Origin of the sequence: Methylopila turkensis, assembly GCF_027922325.1 — a bacterium.
Taxonomy (GTDB): domain Bacteria; phylum Pseudomonadota; class Alphaproteobacteria; order Rhizobiales; family Methylopilaceae; genus Methylopila; species Methylopila turkensis.
Genome location: NZ_BSFL01000002.1, coordinates 175,887 through 193,387, shown reverse-complemented (window position 1 = coordinate 193,387; position 17,501 = coordinate 175,887). Strand labels below are relative to the sequence as shown.

The window sequence follows — 17,501 nt, the reverse complement described above, 5'->3', positions numbered from 1 at the left end:
GGGATTAGGCGTGGCTCGGCAGCAGCCCGGTCACGCCGGACGCAGCCGCCGGCGGCAGCGTCTTCGCGCGGGCGGGCTCGGCCGGCCGGCCGTCTTCGGCCCGCACGATCGCGTCGGCGAGCTCGTCGAGCTTGGCGCGCAGTTCGATCATGAGGTCGTCGTCGGAAGCGGACGCCGGCGACGGGGCCGCGCCGCCGCGCGCGCTTTCCGCCCGGGCCGCGACCAGCGCCGCCGTCTCTTCGACGAGGCGCTTCTCCGCCGCGAGCCGCCCGGCCTGCGCCTCCGTGAGCTGCACGGCCGCGGAGGCCGCCTTGGCCTCGACCAGCGTCAGCGCGTTCTGGGTGCGGGCGAGGCGCGCTTCGGTCTCGGCGAGGCCTGCGCGGGCCGAGGCGAGCGCGGCTTCGGCGGCGGCCAAGTCGACGCGCAGCGCATCCGCCGTGGTCTGGGCCGCGAGCGCCTCCTTGCGGGCCACGTCGCGGCCGCGGTTGGCGGCGCGCGCGTCCAGCTTGGCGGCGTCGAGCGCCTTGAGGGCGTCGGCGAACTCGGCGCTGGTGCGGTCGAGATCGCCGCGGTGAAGCGCGTTCTGGGTCTCGAGCCGCTTCACCGTCTCGCGCAGGTCCGCCGCCTCGGCCTTGAGCGCGAGCTGCCCGGCGCGCAGCGCTCCGGCCTCCACCCGCTCGCGCGCGGCCTGCGCCAGCATGGTCTCCGCCCGCCGCTCGGTCGCGCGCAGGGAGACGGCGTGCTCCGCGCGAAGCCGGTCCTGCGCGGCGACGATCTCGGAGACGGAGATGGGCAGCCGGCCCGCCAGACGGCGCGTGGTGAGGCGCACCGCGCGGTTCCAGAACAGCGGCAGGAACAGCAGCAGGAGCAGCGTGGCGACGCAGGCGCCGAAGGCGGCGTAGAGGGCAGGCTCGACCATTCAGGCGTGCTCGCGGAATGCGATGCGGGGCCTCCGCGCAAGCGCCGCCGCCCCGGCGAGCGCCGGTGGCGTTCGTCGCTGGAGCATGGCACAGGCGCCCCCCGAGGCCAAGCCGGGGGAGCGCCGTGCGCGGCTCAGAATGGGTTCCAGGTCGAGTGCGGCGTGACCTTGAGATAGCCGACGTTGACGCCGAGCCGGACGCCGAGGCCGGTGCGGATCGGCACCAGCACGGTATTGTAGTCCTTCAGCGCCGTCATGCCGAGCCCGCCGACCAGATAGGCCGAGCCGTTGATGCCGGCGAAGCGGCTGAAGATCGCCTCGTTCGCCGGCAGGTTGTAGACCAGGATCATGGTCCGGGCGCCGTCGCCGCCGAAGTCGAAGCCGAGCGAGGGGCCCTGCCAGTAGACGCGCTGCTCTTGGCCGCCGCGGGTGAACAGCTTGCCCTCGCCGTAGCGCAGGCCGCCGACGAAGGCGCCCGCGGCTTCCTCGCCGAGGATGTAGCCGTTGGGCTCGCCCCACTGGCTGGTGGCCTTCTCTACGATGCCGGCGAGGCCGCGCGACATCGAGCCGAAGAAGGCGTGGCCCTTGTCCAGGATTTCCTGGCTCGAATAGGTCTGGCGGGCGCCGCCGTACTCGCCATCGGAATAGGCGGCGCGGGTGGCCTCGGGTCCGGCGTACTGCGCCGAGGCGGCGTGCGGGAGGGTCATGCCGGCCACGAGCGCTGCGGCGGCGACGATCGCGTTCCACGACATCGCGTTCATCCTTCTCGTCCGTGGGCGCGCTCGAAGCCGTGCGAATCACGGAAGACGCGCCGATGCGTCGAATTTGAGCGATCGGGTTTACTCAAAGGTGAACGCGGCGGGTTTAGAAGGAACGTGACGGAAAAAGCCGCGATGGCGCAGGCGGGGGAGTTCGACGATCGTGCGTAGCGTGTTCGGAGCTCTGGCGATCGTGGGTCTCTGCGGGATCGTTCCCGCCGCGGCGACGCCCGGCGTCGATGAGCGCTACGTGTCCGACCCCGCGAACGGCATCGCGCTCTACGGCTACGATCCGGTCGCCTATTTCACCGACGGCCGCGCCGTGCCGGGACAGCGCGAGCACGAGGCCGAATGGAACGGCGCCGCGTGGCGTTTCGCCAGCGCCGCGAACATGGCGGCCTTTCTGTCCGCGCCCGAGGTCTACGCCCCGCGCTTCGGCGGCTACGATCCGGCGGCGGTCGCGAACGGCGCGCCGGCGGCGGGGCATCCGCTGATTTTCGCCGTGCGCGGCGAGGCCCTCTATCTGTTCCGTTCGCCCGGCGAGCGCGACGCCTTCCGCGATCCGCGCCCCGCCGAGAAGGCCTGGCCGCGCGTCGAGGCCCAACTGGCGCGTTGAGCGCTCAGCCCCGACGGCCCCAGGCGACGAAGCCGCCGTTGCGGAAGCCAGCCTCGGACTTGCCGTAGCGGAACGGCGCGCCGTCGGGTGCGGTCACGGCCCCGCCCGCGGCCGCGAGCACGGCGTGGCCCGCGGCTGTGTCCCATTCCATGGTCGGGCCGAAGCGGGGGTAGACGTCGGCCGCGCCCTCCGCCACCAGGCAGAACTTCAGCGACGAGCCGGCCGAGCGGCGCTCGGTGACGCCGAGCCGTTCGAGGAACGCTTCCGTCTCGGCGTCGGAATGGCTGCGGCTCGCGACCGCGCAGAGCGCGCCGGGCGCAGCTTGCCGGACCGAGATGCCGATGAAGGCGTCGTCCGCGGGCGTCGCGCGGATTGGGGCGACCGCCTTGCGGGCGCCGAGGCCGTCGGCGCCGATCCAGGTCGCGCCGAGCGCCGGCGCGTGCACGCAGCCGCCGACCGGCCGGCCGGCGACCACCAGCCCGACATTCACGGTGAACTCGCCGTTGCGCGACAGGAACTCGCGGGTGCCGTCGAGCGGATCGACCAGCAGGAAGGCGTCGGGGGCGGCGTCCGGCACGCCGTCGCGCGACGCGGCCTCCTCGGCGATGACGGCGACGCCCGGCAGCAGCTTGGCGAGGCCGGCGTGCAGGATGTCCTCCGCCCTCTCGTCGGCGTCGGTGACGGGGCTGCGGTCGCCCTTCTCGCGCACGATCACGGCTTCTGCGTCGTAGACGTCGAGGATCGCCCGGCCGGCTTCGGAGCACAGCTCGGACAGGGCCGCAAGCAGGCGCGCGTCGAAGGCGGGCTGGGGCATCGATCGGGCTCCGGGGGAGGGGACGGCGTCGCCTTGAGGGCGCGCAACGTAGCGTGTATCAGGCTCGAAGCCGTTCGTGGACAGCTTTGAGTCGGCTCGGCGTTCAGGTCCTCTCCAAGCCTCGGCAGGAGCTCCCATGTCAACCTCCGACGCCTCGCCGCCCTCGCAGATCATCACGCTCGACGGCCTCGACCTCGCGGCCCTGATCGCGAGCCGCGTCTGCCACGACGTGATCAGCCCGGTCGGCGCCATCGTCAACGGCCTCGAGATCCTCGAAGACGAGAAGGACGAGGGCATGCGCGGCTTCGCCTTCGACCTGATCAAGAAGAGCGCGGCGCAGGCCTCCGCGCGCCTTCAGTTCTGCCGCATCGCCTTCGGTGCGGCCGGCTCGGCCGCGTCCGTTCTCGACCTCGGCGACGCCGAGCAGGTGGCGCGCGGCTTCATCGAGGACCAGAAGACCAAGCTCACCTGGGAGGCGAACCGCCAGCTTCTGCTGAAGAACAAGGTGAAGCTGCTGCTCAACCTCGTGCTGGTCGCCACCACCACCATCCCGCGCGGCGGCGTCATCGCGGTCTCTGCCGAGGGCGAGGGCGACGCGACCGCGTTCCGCATCGTCGCGACCGGACCGACCGCGCGCGTGCCCGCCAACGTGGTCGACCTGATCGCCGGCCGCGCGCCGGAAGACCGCGTCGACGCCCACGTCATCCAGCCGTTCTACGCCGGCCTCGTCGCCAAGGCGGCGAACATGGAGGTGACGATCGAGGCCGAGGTGGAGGGCGAGCGCATCGTCACGCGGGCGACGCCTGTCGCGGCCTGAGCGGCGCGTCAGGTCGCGGCTTCAGCGCGTGATGACGATGCGCGAGCGCGCCATGCCCTTCTTCTGCACCAGCGCGTAGAGCTTCGCCGCATTCGCGGTCTGCAGGCGCACGCAGCCGTGGCTCGCGGGGCGGCCGAGCGAGCGCACGTAGGTGGTTCCGTGCACGGCGTAGCCGCCGCGGAAGAACACCGAATAGGGCATCGGCGACATGTCGTATTTCCGGGAATGCCACATCTTTTCCGTGCGGAACGGCCGGTAGCTGCCGGTGGGCGTGACATAGCCGCGGCGCGCGGTGGAGACCGGCCAGGAATAGGCCCGGACCCCGTCCACCATCACGTCCATGCGCTGCTGCGAGAGGCTGATCTGCGCCACCACGGTGGCCTGCGCGGGCGCCGCGAAGGCGAGCCCGAAACCGAGGGCCAGCAGGCCCATGATCCTGTTCGACATCATGATCCACGCCCTAAACATGCCGCCCTCGCGGGAGCTTGACACATATGTGGCGTAAATGCGGCGAACTGTCGAATCACACGCGCGGCGCCGGGCTTTAGCGCAGTCGCGCCGAAGGCGAACGGGACGCGCGGCGTCGCGCGCCCCGTCGAGGAGCGTCGTCAGGAGGCGTCGGCGATCTGGTGGTTCGACATGATCTCGAGCGCGCGGGCGAGGCCCGAATGGTCCCAGGCCTTGCCGCCGTTCGCGACGCAGACCGAGAACAGCTGCTGCGCGACGGCGGTCGCGGGCAGCGCGAGGCCTAGCGACTTCGCGCCTTCGAGCGCGAGGTTCAGGTCTTTCTGGTGAAGCTCGATGCGGAAGCCCGGATCGAAGGTCCTCTTGATCATCCGCTCGCCGTGAAGTTCGAGGATGCGCGAGGTCGCGAGCCCGCCGGTCAGCGCCTGCCGGACCTTGGCCGGATCGGCGCCGGCCTTGGAGGCGAACAGCAGCCCTTCGGCGACCGCCCCGATGGTGAGCGCCACGATGATCTGGTTCGCGACCTTGGTGGACTGGCCCGCGCCCGTGGGGCCGACGAGCGTGACGTTCTTGCCCATCAGCTCGAACAGCGGCTTCACCTTGTCGAAGGTCGCTTCGTCGCCGCCGACCATAATGGTGAGCGAGGCGTTCTTCGCGCCGACCTCGCCGCCGGAGACCGGAGCGTCGAGGTAAGATCCCCCCTTGGCCGCGATCTTCTCGGCGAAGGCCTTGGTGGCGATCGGGGAGATCGAGCTCATGTCGACGACGATCTTGCCGGCCGACAAGCCCTCGGCGATCCCGTTGTCGCCGAACAGCACCGCTTCGACGTCCGGCGTGTCCGGCACCATGGTGATGACGACGTCGGACTTCTCGGCGACCTCCTTCGCGGTGGCGCAGGCGGTTCCGCCGGCGGAAACCAGCTCGGCCGGAACCTCGCGGCGGGTCTTGAGGAAGAGCGTGTGGCCGCCCGCGATGAGATGGCCCGCCATGGGCTTGCCCATGATGCCGAGGCCGACGAAACCGACGTTCATGATGGTCTCCCGTCTGTGGGTAAGGCTGTGGAGAAGCTGTTGAGAGGGAGTGGACGAGGGAAGCGGCGCTTCTTCGTCAGCCTTTGAACCGCGCCGCGAGCGCCTCGGTGGACCGCGCAAGCAGCGTCATGTCGGAGCCGACCGCGGTGAAGATCGTGCCGGCGGCCATGTAGCGGCGCGCGAGTGTCTCGTCGCCGGTGAGGATACCACAGGCGCGTCCCGTCGCCGTGATCCGCGCGATGGTCTTCTCGATCGCGGCGACGACGTCGGCGTGGCCCTGCTTGCCGATGTAGCCGAGGCTGGTCGACAGATCGCCCGGGCCGACGAACAGGGCGTCGACGCCCTCCACGCCCGCGATCTCCTCGATGTTGTCCAGCGCCTTCTGGCTCTCGATCTGCACGATCACGCAGATCTCGGCCTCGCAGGTCGCGTGGTAGTTCGGCACGCGGCCGAAGCGGGCGGCGCGGGGGGCTTGGCTGAAGCCGCGCACGCCGCGGGGCGCGTAGCGCGTCGCCGCCACCACGCGGGCCGCCTGTCCGGCGTCCTCGACGTTCGGGATCATCAGCGACTGCGCGCCGGCGTCGAGGATGCGCTTGATCGCGATCGGGTCGTCGCTCGGCATGCGGATCACCGCCTGCGTCGCGTTCTCCATCATGGCCTGGAGCTGGACGTAGATGTCGCCGAGGTCGTTCGGCGAATGCTCCATGTCGAGCAGGATCCAGTCGAAGCCCGAGCCTGCGATCACCTCGGTCGAAATGTTGCTCGCGAGGCTCGACCACAGGCCGATCTGCTGGCGGCCGGACGTGATCGCGGCCTTGAAGGTGTTTTTCGGCATGTCCATGGCTGATCGCCTTCTCGTTGTCTTCTCGCCGTCATTCCCGTTGCGTCAAGACCGCAAGGGCGGGCATGACGGCCTGTAGATCCTGCGCCTAGCGCACCATCGCCGGGCGCTTGTTGTCGAAGGTCCAATTCGGAATCAGGAACTGCATGGCGGCCGCGTCGTCACGCGCCCCGAGGCCATGGCGCTTGTAAAGCTCGTGGGCTTTTTCGACTTCCGCCCAGTCGATTTCGATCCCGAGGCCCGGCCGCTCGGGCAACGCCACGAGTCCGCCCTTGATCTCGAGCGGCTGCTTCGTCAGCCGCTCGCCGTCCTGCCAGATCCAGTGGGTGTCGATCGCGGTCACCTTGCCCGGCGCCGCCGCCGCCGCGTGGGTGAACATGGCGAGCGAGACGTCGAAGTGGTTGTTCGAATGCGAGCCCCAGGTGAGGTCGTGGTCGCGGGTGAGCTGCGCGACCCGGACGGCGCCTGCGAGCGTCCAGAAATGCGGATCGGCGAGCGGGATGTCGACCGAGCCGAGCTGGATCGCATGGCGCATCTGGCGCCAGTCGGTCGCGATCATGTTGGTGGCGGTCGGAAGGCCGGTCGCGCGGCGGAACTCCGCCATGATCTCGCGGCCGGAAAAGCCCTGCTCGGCGCCGCAGGGGTCTTCGGCGTAGGCGAGCACATGGCCCTGGCCCTTGCAGAGCCGGATCGCCTCGTCGAGCGACCAGGCGCCGTTCGGGTCGAGCGTCACGCGGGCGTCCGGAAAGCGGTCCTTGATCGCGGTGACGGCCGCGATCTCCTCGTCGCCCCGGAGCACGCCGCCCTTGAGCTTGAAATCGTTGAAGCCGTAGCGCTCCTTCGCGGCTTCCGCGAGCCGCGCCACGGTCTCTGGCGTCATCGCCTCCTCGTCGCGAAGCCTAAGCCAGCCGTCCGCGGCCGTCGGGGCGCGGTAGGGCAGGTCGGTCTTCGTGCGCGGGCCGACATAGAACAGGTAGCCAAGCATCTCGACCGCCGGCCGCTGCACGCCCTCGCCGAGAAGGGCGGCGACGGGCACGTCGAGGTGCTGGCCCAGAAGATCGAGAAAGGCGCTCTCGACCGCCGTCACCGCATGGATGGTGATGCGCAGATCGAAGGTCTGGAGGCCGCGGCCGCCGCTGTCACGATCGGCGAAGACGGAGCGCATCTCGTTCAGGACCGCGTTCCAGGCCCCGATCGGGCGGCCGACGATCAGCTCGCGGGCGTCCTCCAGCGTCTGGCGGATCTTCTCGCCGCCCGGCACCTCGCCAAGGCCGGTATGGCCGGCGCTGTCGGTCAGGACCACGAGGTTGCGGGTGAAGAACGGACCGTGGGCGCCGCTCAGGTTCATCAGCATGGAGTCGTGGCCGGCGACGGGGACGACCTTGAGGTCGGTCACCACGGGGGTCGCGGCGCGGGCCGAGGACTGCCGCTGGACGTCTTCTGCGAGGGTGGTCACAGGAACGGCTCCGGATAGGTCGACGAGGGGCGGAGGGCTTCACCCCGCCGAGCGGGCGAGGTGAAGCGTCGCGAAGGGGCTTACGGCGAAGGGATGTTGCCCTTGGCCACGACCTCCTTCCAGCGCGCGATCTCGCCGGCCTGGAATTCGCGGAACTCCTCGGGCGTGTTGGCCACGATCTCGAAGCCGGTCTTGGCGAAGGCTTCCTTCACGCTCGGCTCCTTCAGAGCTTTGACCATCTCGGTCGCGAGCTTGGTCCGCACGTCCTCGGGCATGCCCTTCGGGCCGCCGAAGGCCTGCCAGGAGTAGACCTCGCCGCCCTGGAGCCCGAGCTCGGCGAGCGTCGGGACGTCCGGCAGCAGCGGATCGCGCTTCTCAGCCGTGATGGCGAGCGCGCGGACCTTGCCGAGGTTCACCTGCGGATAGATGTTGCCGAGGTTCGCGAACGAGGCGTCGGCGTGGCCGCCGATCAGGTCGGCGATGGCCGGTCCGCCGCCCTTGTAGGGAATGTGGTTCGCCTTGGTGCCGGTCTTCTGCCACCAGAGTTCGGCGGTCAGATGGTCCGACGAGCCGCTGCCCGAGCTCGCGAAGGTGACTTCGCCGGGATGGGCCTTCAGGTACTCGACGAACTCCTTGTAGTCCTTCGCCGGGAAGTCCTTTCGCACGACCAGCACGTTCGGCGTGCGCACCGCGATGGTCAGGTGGTCGAAGTCCTTGGCCGGGTCGTAAGGCAGTTCCCGGAACAGCGCCGCGTTGATCGACCAGACCGACAAAGCCGCGCAGAGCAGCGTGTAGCCGTCCGGCGTCGCGCTTGCGACGAGCCGGGCGCCGGTGTTGCCGGTCGCGCCAGGCTTGTTCTCGATGATGATGTTCTTGCCAAGCTGCTTCTCGAGCTGCTGGCTGACGACGCGGGCCGCGGTGTCCGATGCGCCGCCGGGCGGGAACGGCACCACCATGGTGATGTTGCGGGTCGGGTATTCGGTCGCCGCCGCGGCCTGCGGCGCGACCAAGGCGAGCGCCGCTGCGGCGGTCGCCAGAAGCTTGAATGCGCGCATCAGTATCGATCCTCTCCCGGTCGTTTCCTCGGAGCCGCGCAGTCTTAGGAGCTGCGCTCGCTCGCTGGCAGGGACCGTAGCCAGCCCCGTCATTCCGGTCTAAGCTATAGGAGGCATCGATCGATGCTCATTGGGTATCGAGCGAGCGCATGTTCGAATTCACCCACCTGCGCTGCTTCGTGGCGGTGGCCGAGGAGCTGCATTTCGGCCGCGCGGCCCGTCGGCTGAACATGACGCAGCCGCCGCTGAGCCGGCAGATCCAGCTGCTCGAGCACCTGCTCGAGGCGCGACTGTTCGAGCGCTCCCACCGCCGCGTGGCCCTGACGTCCTCGGGGCGCACCTTTCTGCCCGAAGCGCGCCGTCTGCTGTCGCTCGCCGAGGGCGCGGCCATGTCGATCCGGCGCGTCTCGGAGGGCGACGCCGGCGCGGTGACGATCGGCTTCACCGCGGCCTCCGGCTACGGTTTTCTGCCCGACGTGTTCCAGCGGTTGAAGCGGCGCCTGCCCGGCGTCGACGTGGCGCTGAGGGAGGCCGTCACCTCCGCCCAGCTCGACGCATTGGCGAACGGCCGCATCGACATCGGGCTGGTGCGGCCGCCGGTGCGTCACGCGGAGCTCGAGTTCCGCATCGTTCTGCGCGAGCCGATGATCGTGGCGCTGCCGCCGGACCATCGGCTGGCGGACCGCGCCGCCATCGACCTCGCCGACCTCGGCGGCGATCCGCTGATCAGCTATTCGCCGTTCGAGGCGCGCTACTTCCACGACCTGACGCTCAGGCTGTTCTCGGCCGCAGGCGCCCAGCCGACGATCGCCCAGCATGTCAGCCAGATCCACTCGGTGCTGGCGCTCGTCAGGATCGGGCTCGGGGTCGCGCTGGTGCCGGAGGCGGCGCGCCAGCTTCATTTCGAAGGCGTGGCCTATCGCGAGATCGCGAAAGCCGGAGAGACCGCCGAACTCGGCGCGGTCTGGCGGCGCGACAACGAGAATCCGGCCGCCGAGCGGGCTCTCGCGATCATCCTCGGAGACGAGGCTTAGGACGGCATCGATCCAATTTCGGCATCGATCCATGCCGGATTTGTCTTGGACGGCCATCGTCTTTGCAGGGACGCTCCTCCCAACAGTCTGCGAAACGCAGCGTTCCCTGGGAGGAATCCATGACCGTCACTCGCCGCGCGGCCTGCGCGCTCGCCTGCGCCATCGCGCTCTCCGGCGTCTCGTTCGGCGCGGCGCCCGCCGCGGCCCAAGCCTTCGACCGCACGGTCCGCATCGTGGTGCCTTACGCGCCCGGCGGCACCTCCGACACCCTCGCCCGCATCATTGCGCCGTTGCTCTCGGAGAAAATCGGCCAGACGGTCGTCGTCGAGAACAAGCCGGGCGCGGCCGGCAACATCGGCGCGGACGCCGTCGCCAAGGCCGACAAGGACGGGCAGACCTACCTGCTGACCGACGTCGGGACCGTGGCCTCGGCTCCCGGCCTCTTCGCCGACCTCACTTACAAGCCTCTCGAAGACCTCGCGCCGGTGACGATGGTGATGTTCTCGCCTTATGTGCTGGCGGTGAACCCCAAGCTCGAGGGCGTGACCGACGTCGCGAGCCTGCTCGCCTACGCCAAGGCCAATCCGGGGAAGCTCGCGGTCGCGAACTCAGGGATCGGCGGCGTCAACCACATCACCGCGGTCGCCATGGCGAAGGAGCTCGGCGTCCAGTGGAAGACCGTGCCCTACAAGGGCGGCGCGGCCGCGACCCAGGCCGTGGTCTCCGGCGAGAGCAAGGTGATCATCAACGGCGCCACCGCGACGCTGCCCTTCGTGACCAACGGCCAGCTCAAGGGCCTCGCGGTGACCGGCGACGAGCGGGTCGCCGCCGCGCCCGATCTCCCGACCTTCAAGGAGGCGAAGCTGCCGCAGCCCGACGTCGGCTCGTGGCAGGGCCTGCTGACCACCGCGGGCTCGCCGCCTGAGAAGATCGCCGCGGTGAACGCCGCGGTGAACGAGGCGCTGAAGCGCCCCGAGGTGATCGAGCGCATCAAGCAGCAGGGCGGCCGCGTGGTCGGCGGACCTGCGGACGATCTCAAGGCCTGGCTCGCGACCAACACCGAGAGCTGGGGCAAGATCATCGCCGACGCCGGGATCAAGGGCCAGTGAGGCCGTGACCACCCGCTTCGACCTGCAGGACGCGCTGTTCGGCGCGTTCCTGGTCGCCGTCGCGGCGCTCACCTTCTACGCGACGCGGACGCTGACCTTCGGCTCGCCCGCCGACATGGGCCCCGGCTTCATGCCGCGCGTGCTGGCGGGGATCGCGATGGCGTTCGGCCTGTTCTTCGTGGCGCGCGGCCTCAGCCGCGGCGGCGAGGCGATCGAGCGCCCCCATCTTCGTCCCTTCGCGGCGGTGCTGGGCGCGATCGCGGTGTTCGCGCTTCTGGGCGTCAAGGCGGGTCTCGCGGTCGCGGCGCTCGCGGCGGTGCTGGTCGCCGCCGCAGGGAGCGACGAGACGCGGCCGGTCGAGGCGGTTCTGTTCGCGGTCGCGCTCGCGGTCGCCTCGGTGCTGCTGTTCGTGACGGCGCTCGCGCTTCCCATTCCCGCCTGGCCCTGGTGACGGCATGGAGCTCTTCGACAACCTGTTCCTCGGCCTTCAGGTCGCGGTCGAGCCGCAGAACCTGCTCTATTGCCTGTTCGGCGTCCTGATCGGCACGGCCATCGGCGTGCTGCCCGGCATCGGGCCGATCCCGACGGTCGCGCTGCTGCTGCCCTTCACCTTCGGGCTGGAGCCTTCGACCGCCTTCATCATGCTGGCCGGCATCTTCTACGGCGCGCAATACGGCGGCTCCACAACGGCGATCCTGGTTAACGTGCCTGGCGAGACCTCGTCGGTCGTGACCTGCATCGACGGCCATCAGATGGCGAAGCAGGGCCGCGCCGGCCACGCGCTGGCGCTCGCCGCCATCTCCTCGTTCTTCGCCGGCACCGTGGCCACCGTCGTCATCGCGTTGCTGGCGCTGCCGCTCGCGGCGCTCGCGCTGAAATTCACGGCGGTCGAGTATTTCAGCCTTCTGGTGCTCGGACTGATCGCCGCGGTCGTGCTCGCCCATGGTTCGGTCGCCAAGGCGCTCGCCATGATCGTGCTGGGGCTGATCCTCGGCATCGTCGGCATCGACGTCTCCTCCGGCGCCTCGCGCATGACCTTCGGCATCCCGAACCTCGCCGACGGGCTCGACTTCGTGCCCATCGCCATGGGCCTGTTCGGCCTCGGCGAGATCATCGCCAACCTCGAACGCCCGGCCGAGCGCCGTATCGTGGCGCAGAAGGTCGGCAGCCTGATGCCGGGTCTCCCCGACCTGCGGCGGGCCTTCCCGGCCATGCTGCGCGGCACCGCGATCGGCTCCTTCCTCGGCGTGCTGCCCGGCGGCGGCGCGGCGCTGCCGCCCTTCACCGCCTACGCGCTGGAGAAGAAGTTCGCGAAGGATCCCTCGCGCTTCGGCCATGGCGCGATCGAGGGCGTCGCGGGACCGGAGGCGGCCAACAACGCCGGCGCGCAGACCAGCTTCATCCCGCTGCTCACGCTCGGCATCCCGTCCAACGCCCTGATGGCGCTGATGATCGGCGCGCTGATGATGCACGGCATCCAGCCCGGTCCGCAGATCATGACCGAACAGCCGCAGCTCGTTTGGGGCCTGATCGCCAGCATGTGGACCGGCAACCTGATGCTGCTGGTCATCAACCTGCCGATGATCGGCATCTGGATCTCGATGCTGAAGATCCCCTACCGGCTGATGTTCCCGGCGATCGTGCTGTTCTGCTGCATCGGCGCCTACGGCATTTCGAACTCTATGTTCAACGTCTGGCTGATGCTGGGCTGCGCGGCGATCGGATACTTCTTCATCAAGGTCGGCGTCGAGCCCGCCCCGCTGCTGCTCGGCCTCGTGCTCGGCCCCCAGCTCGAGGAGAACTTCCGCCGCGCGATGCTGCTGGCCGACGGCGACGTCACCGTGTTCGTGACGTCGCCGATCTCCGCGACGATCCTTGCGGTCGTCGCCTTGCTGCTGGTCGCGATGTTCTCGCCGAAGGTGGCGCGGAAGCGCGAAGAGGCGCTGGCGGAGTAGGGGGCGCCTCAGGATGAGGCGTCGTCCTCCGGCTTGACCGGAAAACCCATGGTCCGCGTAGCGCTCGACGCCTGACATGGATGGTCCGGTCAAGCCGGACCATGACGGCGTGTAGGGATTAAGCCCGCTTGCCGACCTCATGGGCGTCCACCACCCAGGCGCGAGCCTGCTCGCTGATGGTCGCGCCGAGTCCGGGGCGGTCCGGCACCACCATGCGGCCGTCCCTGATCTCCAGGCTCTCGTCGAACAGCGGCTCCAGCCAGTCGAAATGCTCCACCCACGGCTCGCGCGGATAGCAGGCGCAGAGGTGGAGGTGGATCTCCATGGCGAAATGCGGGGCCATCATCAGCCCGGCGTGGTCGGCCATGTTCATGATCTTGAGGAACTGCGTGATCCCGCCGACGCGGCCGGCGTCCGGCTGGATGAAGTCCACGCTGTCGTTGCGGATCAGCTCGTAATGCTCGGCGACCGAGGTCAGCATCTCGCCGGTCGCGATCGGGGTCGCGAGATCCGCGGCGAGCATGGCGTGGCCCTTGGCGTCATAGGCGTCGAGCGGTTCCTCGATCCAGAACAGGTCGAAGTCCTCCAGCGCGCGGCCGACGCGCATGGCGGTCGGACGGTCCCACTGCTGGTTGGCGTCGACGGCGAGCGGGAAGCCGTTGTCGAGGAGTTTTCGCACCGCCTTCACGCGCTCGAAGTCCTTGGACCAGTCCGGCTGGCCGACCTTGATCTTGATGCCGCCGATGCCCTTCTCGCGGGACGCGGCGCAGTTCTCCAGAACCTCGGGGAGAGGAGTCGACAGGAAGCCGCCGGAGGTGTTGTAGCAGCGCACGCTGTCGCGATGAGAGCCGATGAGCTTCGAGAGCGGCAGGCCCGCGCGCTTGGCCTTGAGGTCCCAGAGGCAGATGTCGATCGCGGCGATCGCCTGCGTCGCGAGGCCGGACCGTCCGACCGAGGCGCCCGCCCAGACGAGCTTGGTCCAGATCTTCTCGATGTCGTTCGGGTCCTCGCCGATCAGCCGGTCGGCGATCTCCTTGGCGTGCGCGAACATGCCGGGACCGCCGGCGCGCTTCGAATAGGAGAAGCCCATGCCGCGGAAGCCGTCGCGGGTCTCGATCTCGCAGAACAGGATCGCGACTTCGGTGAGCGGCTTCTGGCGGCCCGTGAGAACCTTGGCGTCCGAAATCGGGGTCTTCAGCGGCAGGAAGCAGAGCGAGAGCTTCGCCCAGGCGATGCGGTCGCCGCCGGGGGCGGTCGCGGCGATGGTCAGGGCTTCGGGCTGATCGACGGCGGTCATCTGGCGTCTCCTCGTTGCGGGCCGGCTGTTCCGCCGGCGTCTCGGGACGATGGATAGGCTTTGTCATTCGTGCGCGTCCAAGGCTATGTTTTCATGAATTTCATGCGGGAAGCGCATCAATGCTTGAGCTCGCCCAAGCCCGCGCCTTTCTGGTGGTCGCAGGCGAACTGAATTTCGGCCGCGCAGCGCGACGGCTCAATCTCACCCAGTCGGCGCTCAGCCGGCAGGTGCAGGCGCTGGAACGCGCGCTCGACGCGAGGCTGTTTGAGCGCACCACCCGCAGCGTGACGCTGACGCCGGCGGGCCAGGCCTTCATGGCCGAAGCGCAGGCGCTGCTGCGGCGGTCCGAGGACGCGGTCCAGGCCGTGCGGCGCGCGGCGGGCCGCAGCGCCGGCGCGCTGACCGTCGGGTTCATCGGCACAACCTGCTACGGCTACCTGCCGCGGCTCGTCGCGCGCGCGCGGCGGGAGCTGCCGGACGTGGCGCTGACATGGAGGGAGCTCGATTCCGCCGAGCAGGTGGTGGAGCTCGAATTCGGCCGGATCGATCTCGGACTCGTCCGCCCGATCCCGGAGACGCGGCGGGTGCGGTCGCGCTGCGTGATGCGCGAGACGCTCGCGCTCGCGCTCCCCGCCGACCATCCGCTCGCCGCGCGCCGGCGCCCGCCGCTCGGCCTGCTCGCGGGCGCGCCCTTCATCGCCTATGCGCCGGAGGCCCGGCATCTCCACGACATCGTCGAAGGGGTGCTGTCGGAGGCGGGGGTGGAGCCGGTCCGCATCCAGCAGATGAAGCACGCCCAGGCGATCCTTGCGCTGGTGAGCACCGGGCTCGGCCTCGCGATCGTGCCGAGCGAGGCGCGCAACGCCTGTTTCGACAACGTGGTCTTCCGCCCGCTCGATCTCGGCGCCGCGCGCGCCGAATTGCATGCGGTCTGGAGCGACGACAACCGCAATCCGGCGCTCGGCCCCTTCGCGGCGCTGCTCGACGACGGCTTCTGAACGACCGCGCTCGCGGCCGCTTCGCGGCCGTGCGTGACCGGAGACGGACATCGCCGGCCGTTCGCGGTCGCAAGCCGTTTGAGCCGCCCTTTCGACCTTCGGCCAGCAGGCCGTCGGGCGGCTTGAAGAGTCGCATGCAGACCTGTATGCAGGTCGCCATGCAGGATGTTTCCAACCGCCCCGGCCCGGCCCCGACCCGCTACGAGCAGGCGTACGAGACGCTGCGCGAGATGATCATCTCGGGGCGTCTGCGTGGCGGCGACGTCATCTCCGAGGTCAAGCTCGCCGAGGAGCTCGCGATCAGCCGCACGCCGGTGCGCGAGGCGGTGAAGCGGCTGGTGGCGAACGGGCTGGTCGAGAGCACGCCGCGCGGCCTCAGGGTGTTCCGGCCGAAACCCCAGGACGTTGCGGAAGTCTATTTCCTGCGCGCCGCCATCGAGGGCGCGATGATCCGCGCCGCGTGCGCGCGCGTCGCCCCGGACGAGATCGCCGCGCTGCGGAAGATCCACACGAGGACGCTCGAGGCCAACGGCCGCGACGACATCGCCTCGCTGGTCGCGCTGAACGGCGAGTTCCATTCGGCGATCGCGGCGGTCGCGGGCAGCGTCAGGGCCGAGAACAGCCTGATGGCGCTCGACCCGCTGGTCGCGACCTATCGCCGGCTCTCGCTGCTCGCGCCCGGCCATCGCGCCGCGTCGATCGACGAGCACGGACGCCTGATCGACCTGCTGGCTGCGCGCGACGGCGACCGCGCCGAGGCGCTGATGCGCGCCCACATCGCGCGCGCCGGCCGCCGCATCACCGACGCGGTGCTGCAGATCGACCCGGCGGGCGACGACGGCGAAGCCGCGCGTCAGCTCGCCAATCTCGAAAGCCTCGACGAGGACGCGCGCTGAGCGCGCGACCGACAAAGCTGCGCAGGGAGACGCGTGACATGGACCAGATGACTTTCGACGTGGTGGTGGTGGGCGGCGGCGTGACCGGCGTCGCGGCGGGCGTCGCCGCGGCGCGCGCCGGCGCCAAGGCCGTGGTGCTGGAGCCGAGGCCCTTCGTCGGCGGCAACGCCACCACGGGCCTTTGCCTCCACAGCTTCCTGACCCGCGACCGCCGCCAGACCGTGTTCGGCCTCGCGCAGGAGATGGTCGATCGTCTGAAGACGGTCGGCGCCGCCGTCGGCCACATCCCCTATGACGGCTTCGTCAGCGCCGTGACGCCGGTCGACGGCGACTGGTTCCGCATCCTCGCCGCCGAGATGCTGGCCGAGGCCGGCTGTCAGGTGATCTACGGCGCGAGCGTCGTGGGCGTGGAGCGCGACGGCGACGCGATCGACGCGCTCACCGTCGCCATGAAGGGCGGCCTGCGCCGCGTGATCGCGAACTCCTACATCGACACCAGCGGCGACGCCGACATCGCGGCGCTCGCAGGCGCCCCGACCCGCAAGGGCGAGGAGGGCACCGGCAAGATGCAGCCGGTCTCGATGCTGATGCACTTCCACCGCGTCGACACCCGCCTGATCGCCAAGACTCTTGGCGAGGTCGCGCCGGCGATGGCGGACAAGCCCGGCGAGAGCGAGCCGATCCCGGTCTATTTCAACGGCACGTTCAGCGCGTGGAACGACATCATCGCGGAAGAGAAGATCTTCCCGAACCGCGACCACAAGGTGTTCTTCAACACGGTCTGGCCGGACCGCATCAACGTGAACACCTCCGCGGTGTTCGGCGTCGACGGCACCGACCCGCTCGCCATGTCGCGCGCCTTCCAGGACCTGACCCGGCAGTGCGTGAAGGCCGGCGAGTTCCTCGTGAAGCACGTTCCCGGCTTCGAGCGCGGCTACTTCGCGCCGCAGGTCGTCGCCGGCGTTCGTGAGAGCCGCAACATCCTCGGGCGCTACGAGATCTCCAAGGAGGACGTGCTCGAGGGCCGGAAGTTCGACGACACGGTCGGCCAGATCTGCTTCCCCGTGGACATCCACCACCCCGACACCGGCCAGGCCTACTTCGTGGACGTCGGCGGCGACGGCGCGTTCGACGTGCCGTATCGCTCGCTGCTGCCGCAGGGGATCGACAATCTGATCGTCGCCGGCCGCTGCCTTTCCGCGACCCACTTCGCCCATGGGGCGACGCGCAACATGGCGCCCTGCCTCGTCACCGGCCAGGCCGCCGGGACCGCGGCGGCGCTCGCGGCGCGCGGCAACGCGCCGGTCGCCCATCTCGACGTCGCGGACCTCCAGAAGCGGCTTATCGCGGACGGCGCGTTCCTCGGCGAAACCGAGGAGCCGCGACAGCGCCGAACCGCCTGATCCGCGAGCTCAAAAAAACAAGAAGCCGATCATTGGG

The 17,501-nt window shown here is 69.9% G+C and carries 18 protein-coding genes; 9 read left to right on the top strand and 9 right to left on the bottom strand.

Annotation, left to right across the window (positions count from 1 at the left end; genetic code table 11):
* Positions 1-4: 4 nt before the first annotated feature.
* Positions 5-919, bottom strand: a complete 915-nt coding sequence (locus PKE78_RS07565) for a coiled-coil domain-containing protein (protein WP_271200267.1) — start codon at positions 917-919, stop codon at positions 5-7.
* A 134-nt stretch (positions 920-1,053) separates the two neighbouring features.
* On the bottom strand, positions 1,054-1,671 hold the full coding sequence (locus PKE78_RS07560; RefSeq protein WP_271200949.1) for a DUF1134 domain-containing protein: 618 nt from the start codon (positions 1,669-1,671) through the stop codon (positions 1,054-1,056).
* A gap of 169 nt (positions 1,672-1,840) precedes the next feature.
* Between PKE78_RS07560 and PKE78_RS07555 the strand changes: the two genes are divergently transcribed.
* The gene (locus tag PKE78_RS07555) at positions 1,841-2,293 is read left to right on the top strand and encodes a YHS domain-containing (seleno)protein (protein ID WP_271200266.1); all 453 of its coding nucleotides are present in this window, start codon (positions 1,841-1,843) and stop codon (positions 2,291-2,293) included.
* A 4-nt stretch (positions 2,294-2,297) separates the two neighbouring features.
* On the opposite strand, the gene cysQ is transcribed toward PKE78_RS07555, so the two are convergent.
* Positions 2,298-3,107 carry a 3'(2'),5'-bisphosphate nucleotidase CysQ gene (cysQ, locus tag PKE78_RS07550; protein WP_271200265.1) on the bottom strand — a complete coding sequence of 270 codons (810 nt, stop codon included), beginning with the start codon at positions 3,105-3,107 and terminating at the stop codon, positions 2,298-2,300.
* A gap of 136 nt (positions 3,108-3,243) precedes the next feature.
* Here cysQ and chpT point away from each other — a divergent pair, with 136 nt between their 5' ends.
* Positions 3,244-3,924: a histidine phosphotransferase ChpT gene (gene chpT / locus PKE78_RS07545; protein ID WP_271200264.1), complete on the top strand. Its 681-nt coding sequence runs from the start codon at positions 3,244-3,246 to the stop codon at positions 3,922-3,924.
* A gap of 21 nt (positions 3,925-3,945) precedes the next feature.
* Here chpT and PKE78_RS07540 read toward each other — a convergent pair whose 3' ends face one another.
* The 5 genes from PKE78_RS07540 to PKE78_RS07520 form a co-directional block, all read right to left on the bottom strand.
* The gene (locus tag PKE78_RS07540) at positions 3,946-4,371 is read right to left on the bottom strand and encodes a L,D-transpeptidase (protein WP_271200948.1); all 426 of its coding nucleotides are present in this window, start codon (positions 4,369-4,371) and stop codon (positions 3,946-3,948) included.
* A 161-nt stretch (positions 4,372-4,532) separates the two neighbouring features.
* On the bottom strand, positions 4,533-5,420 hold the full coding sequence (locus PKE78_RS07535) for a 2-hydroxy-3-oxopropionate reductase (RefSeq protein WP_271200263.1): 888 nt from the start codon (positions 5,418-5,420) through the stop codon (positions 4,533-4,535).
* 76 nt (positions 5,421-5,496) lie between these two features.
* Positions 5,497-6,261, bottom strand: a complete 765-nt coding sequence (locus tag PKE78_RS07530; protein WP_271200262.1) for an HpcH/HpaI aldolase family protein — start codon at positions 6,259-6,261, stop codon at positions 5,497-5,499.
* A gap of 88 nt (positions 6,262-6,349) precedes the next feature.
* Positions 6,350-7,660 carry a glucarate dehydratase gene (gudD, locus tag PKE78_RS07525; RefSeq protein WP_428981254.1) on the bottom strand — a complete coding sequence of 437 codons (1,311 nt, stop codon included), beginning with the start codon at positions 7,658-7,660 and terminating at the stop codon, positions 6,350-6,352.
* A 137-nt stretch (positions 7,661-7,797) separates the two neighbouring features.
* Positions 7,798-8,772 carry a Bug family tripartite tricarboxylate transporter substrate binding protein gene (locus PKE78_RS07520; RefSeq protein ID WP_271200260.1) on the bottom strand — a complete coding sequence of 325 codons (975 nt, stop codon included), beginning with the start codon at positions 8,770-8,772 and terminating at the stop codon, positions 7,798-7,800.
* Positions 8,773-8,921: 149 nt separating this feature from the next.
* On the opposite strand from PKE78_RS07520, the gene PKE78_RS07515 reads away from it, so the two are divergent.
* The 4 genes from PKE78_RS07515 (at position 8,922) to PKE78_RS07500 (ending at position 12,870) form a co-directional block, all read left to right on the top strand.
* On the top strand, positions 8,922-9,806 hold the full coding sequence (locus PKE78_RS07515; RefSeq protein ID WP_271200259.1) for a LysR family transcriptional regulator: 885 nt from the start codon (positions 8,922-8,924) through the stop codon (positions 9,804-9,806).
* A gap of 119 nt (positions 9,807-9,925) precedes the next feature.
* Positions 9,926-10,915 (top strand): Bug family tripartite tricarboxylate transporter substrate binding protein, encoded by a 990-nt coding sequence (locus PKE78_RS07510; RefSeq protein ID WP_271200258.1) that lies wholly within the window; start codon positions 9,926-9,928, stop codon positions 10,913-10,915.
* 4 nt (positions 10,916-10,919) lie between these two features.
* Entirely contained in the window at positions 10,920-11,366 is a 447-nt protein-coding gene (locus tag PKE78_RS07505) for a tripartite tricarboxylate transporter TctB family protein (RefSeq protein ID WP_271200257.1), read from the top strand.
* Between the two features lie 4 nt (positions 11,367-11,370).
* A complete protein-coding gene (locus PKE78_RS07500; RefSeq protein ID WP_271200256.1) occupies positions 11,371-12,870 on the top strand; it encodes a tripartite tricarboxylate transporter permease in 1,500 nt (499 codons plus the stop codon).
* Between the two features lie 118 nt (positions 12,871-12,988).
* Here the strand turns inward: PKE78_RS07500 and PKE78_RS07495 are convergent, their stop codons facing one another.
* Entirely contained in the window at positions 12,989-14,167 is a 1,179-nt protein-coding gene (locus tag PKE78_RS07495) for an L-talarate/galactarate dehydratase (protein WP_271200255.1), read from the bottom strand.
* A gap of 119 nt (positions 14,168-14,286) precedes the next feature.
* Between PKE78_RS07495 and PKE78_RS07490 the strand changes: the two genes are divergently transcribed.
* The 3 genes from PKE78_RS07490 to PKE78_RS07480 all read left to right on the top strand — a co-directional run bounded on the left by PKE78_RS07490 (position 14,287) and on the right by PKE78_RS07480 (position 17,464).
* On the top strand, positions 14,287-15,165 hold the full coding sequence (locus tag PKE78_RS07490) for a LysR family transcriptional regulator (protein WP_271200254.1): 879 nt from the start codon (positions 14,287-14,289) through the stop codon (positions 15,163-15,165).
* Positions 15,166-15,299: 134 nt separating this feature from the next.
* Entirely contained in the window at positions 15,300-16,061 is a 762-nt protein-coding gene (locus PKE78_RS07485; protein ID WP_271200253.1) for a GntR family transcriptional regulator, read from the top strand.
* Between the two features lie 38 nt (positions 16,062-16,099).
* Entirely contained in the window at positions 16,100-17,464 is a 1,365-nt protein-coding gene (locus tag PKE78_RS07480; RefSeq protein ID WP_271200252.1) for an FAD-dependent oxidoreductase, read from the top strand.
* Positions 17,465-17,501: the final 37 nt, after the last annotated feature.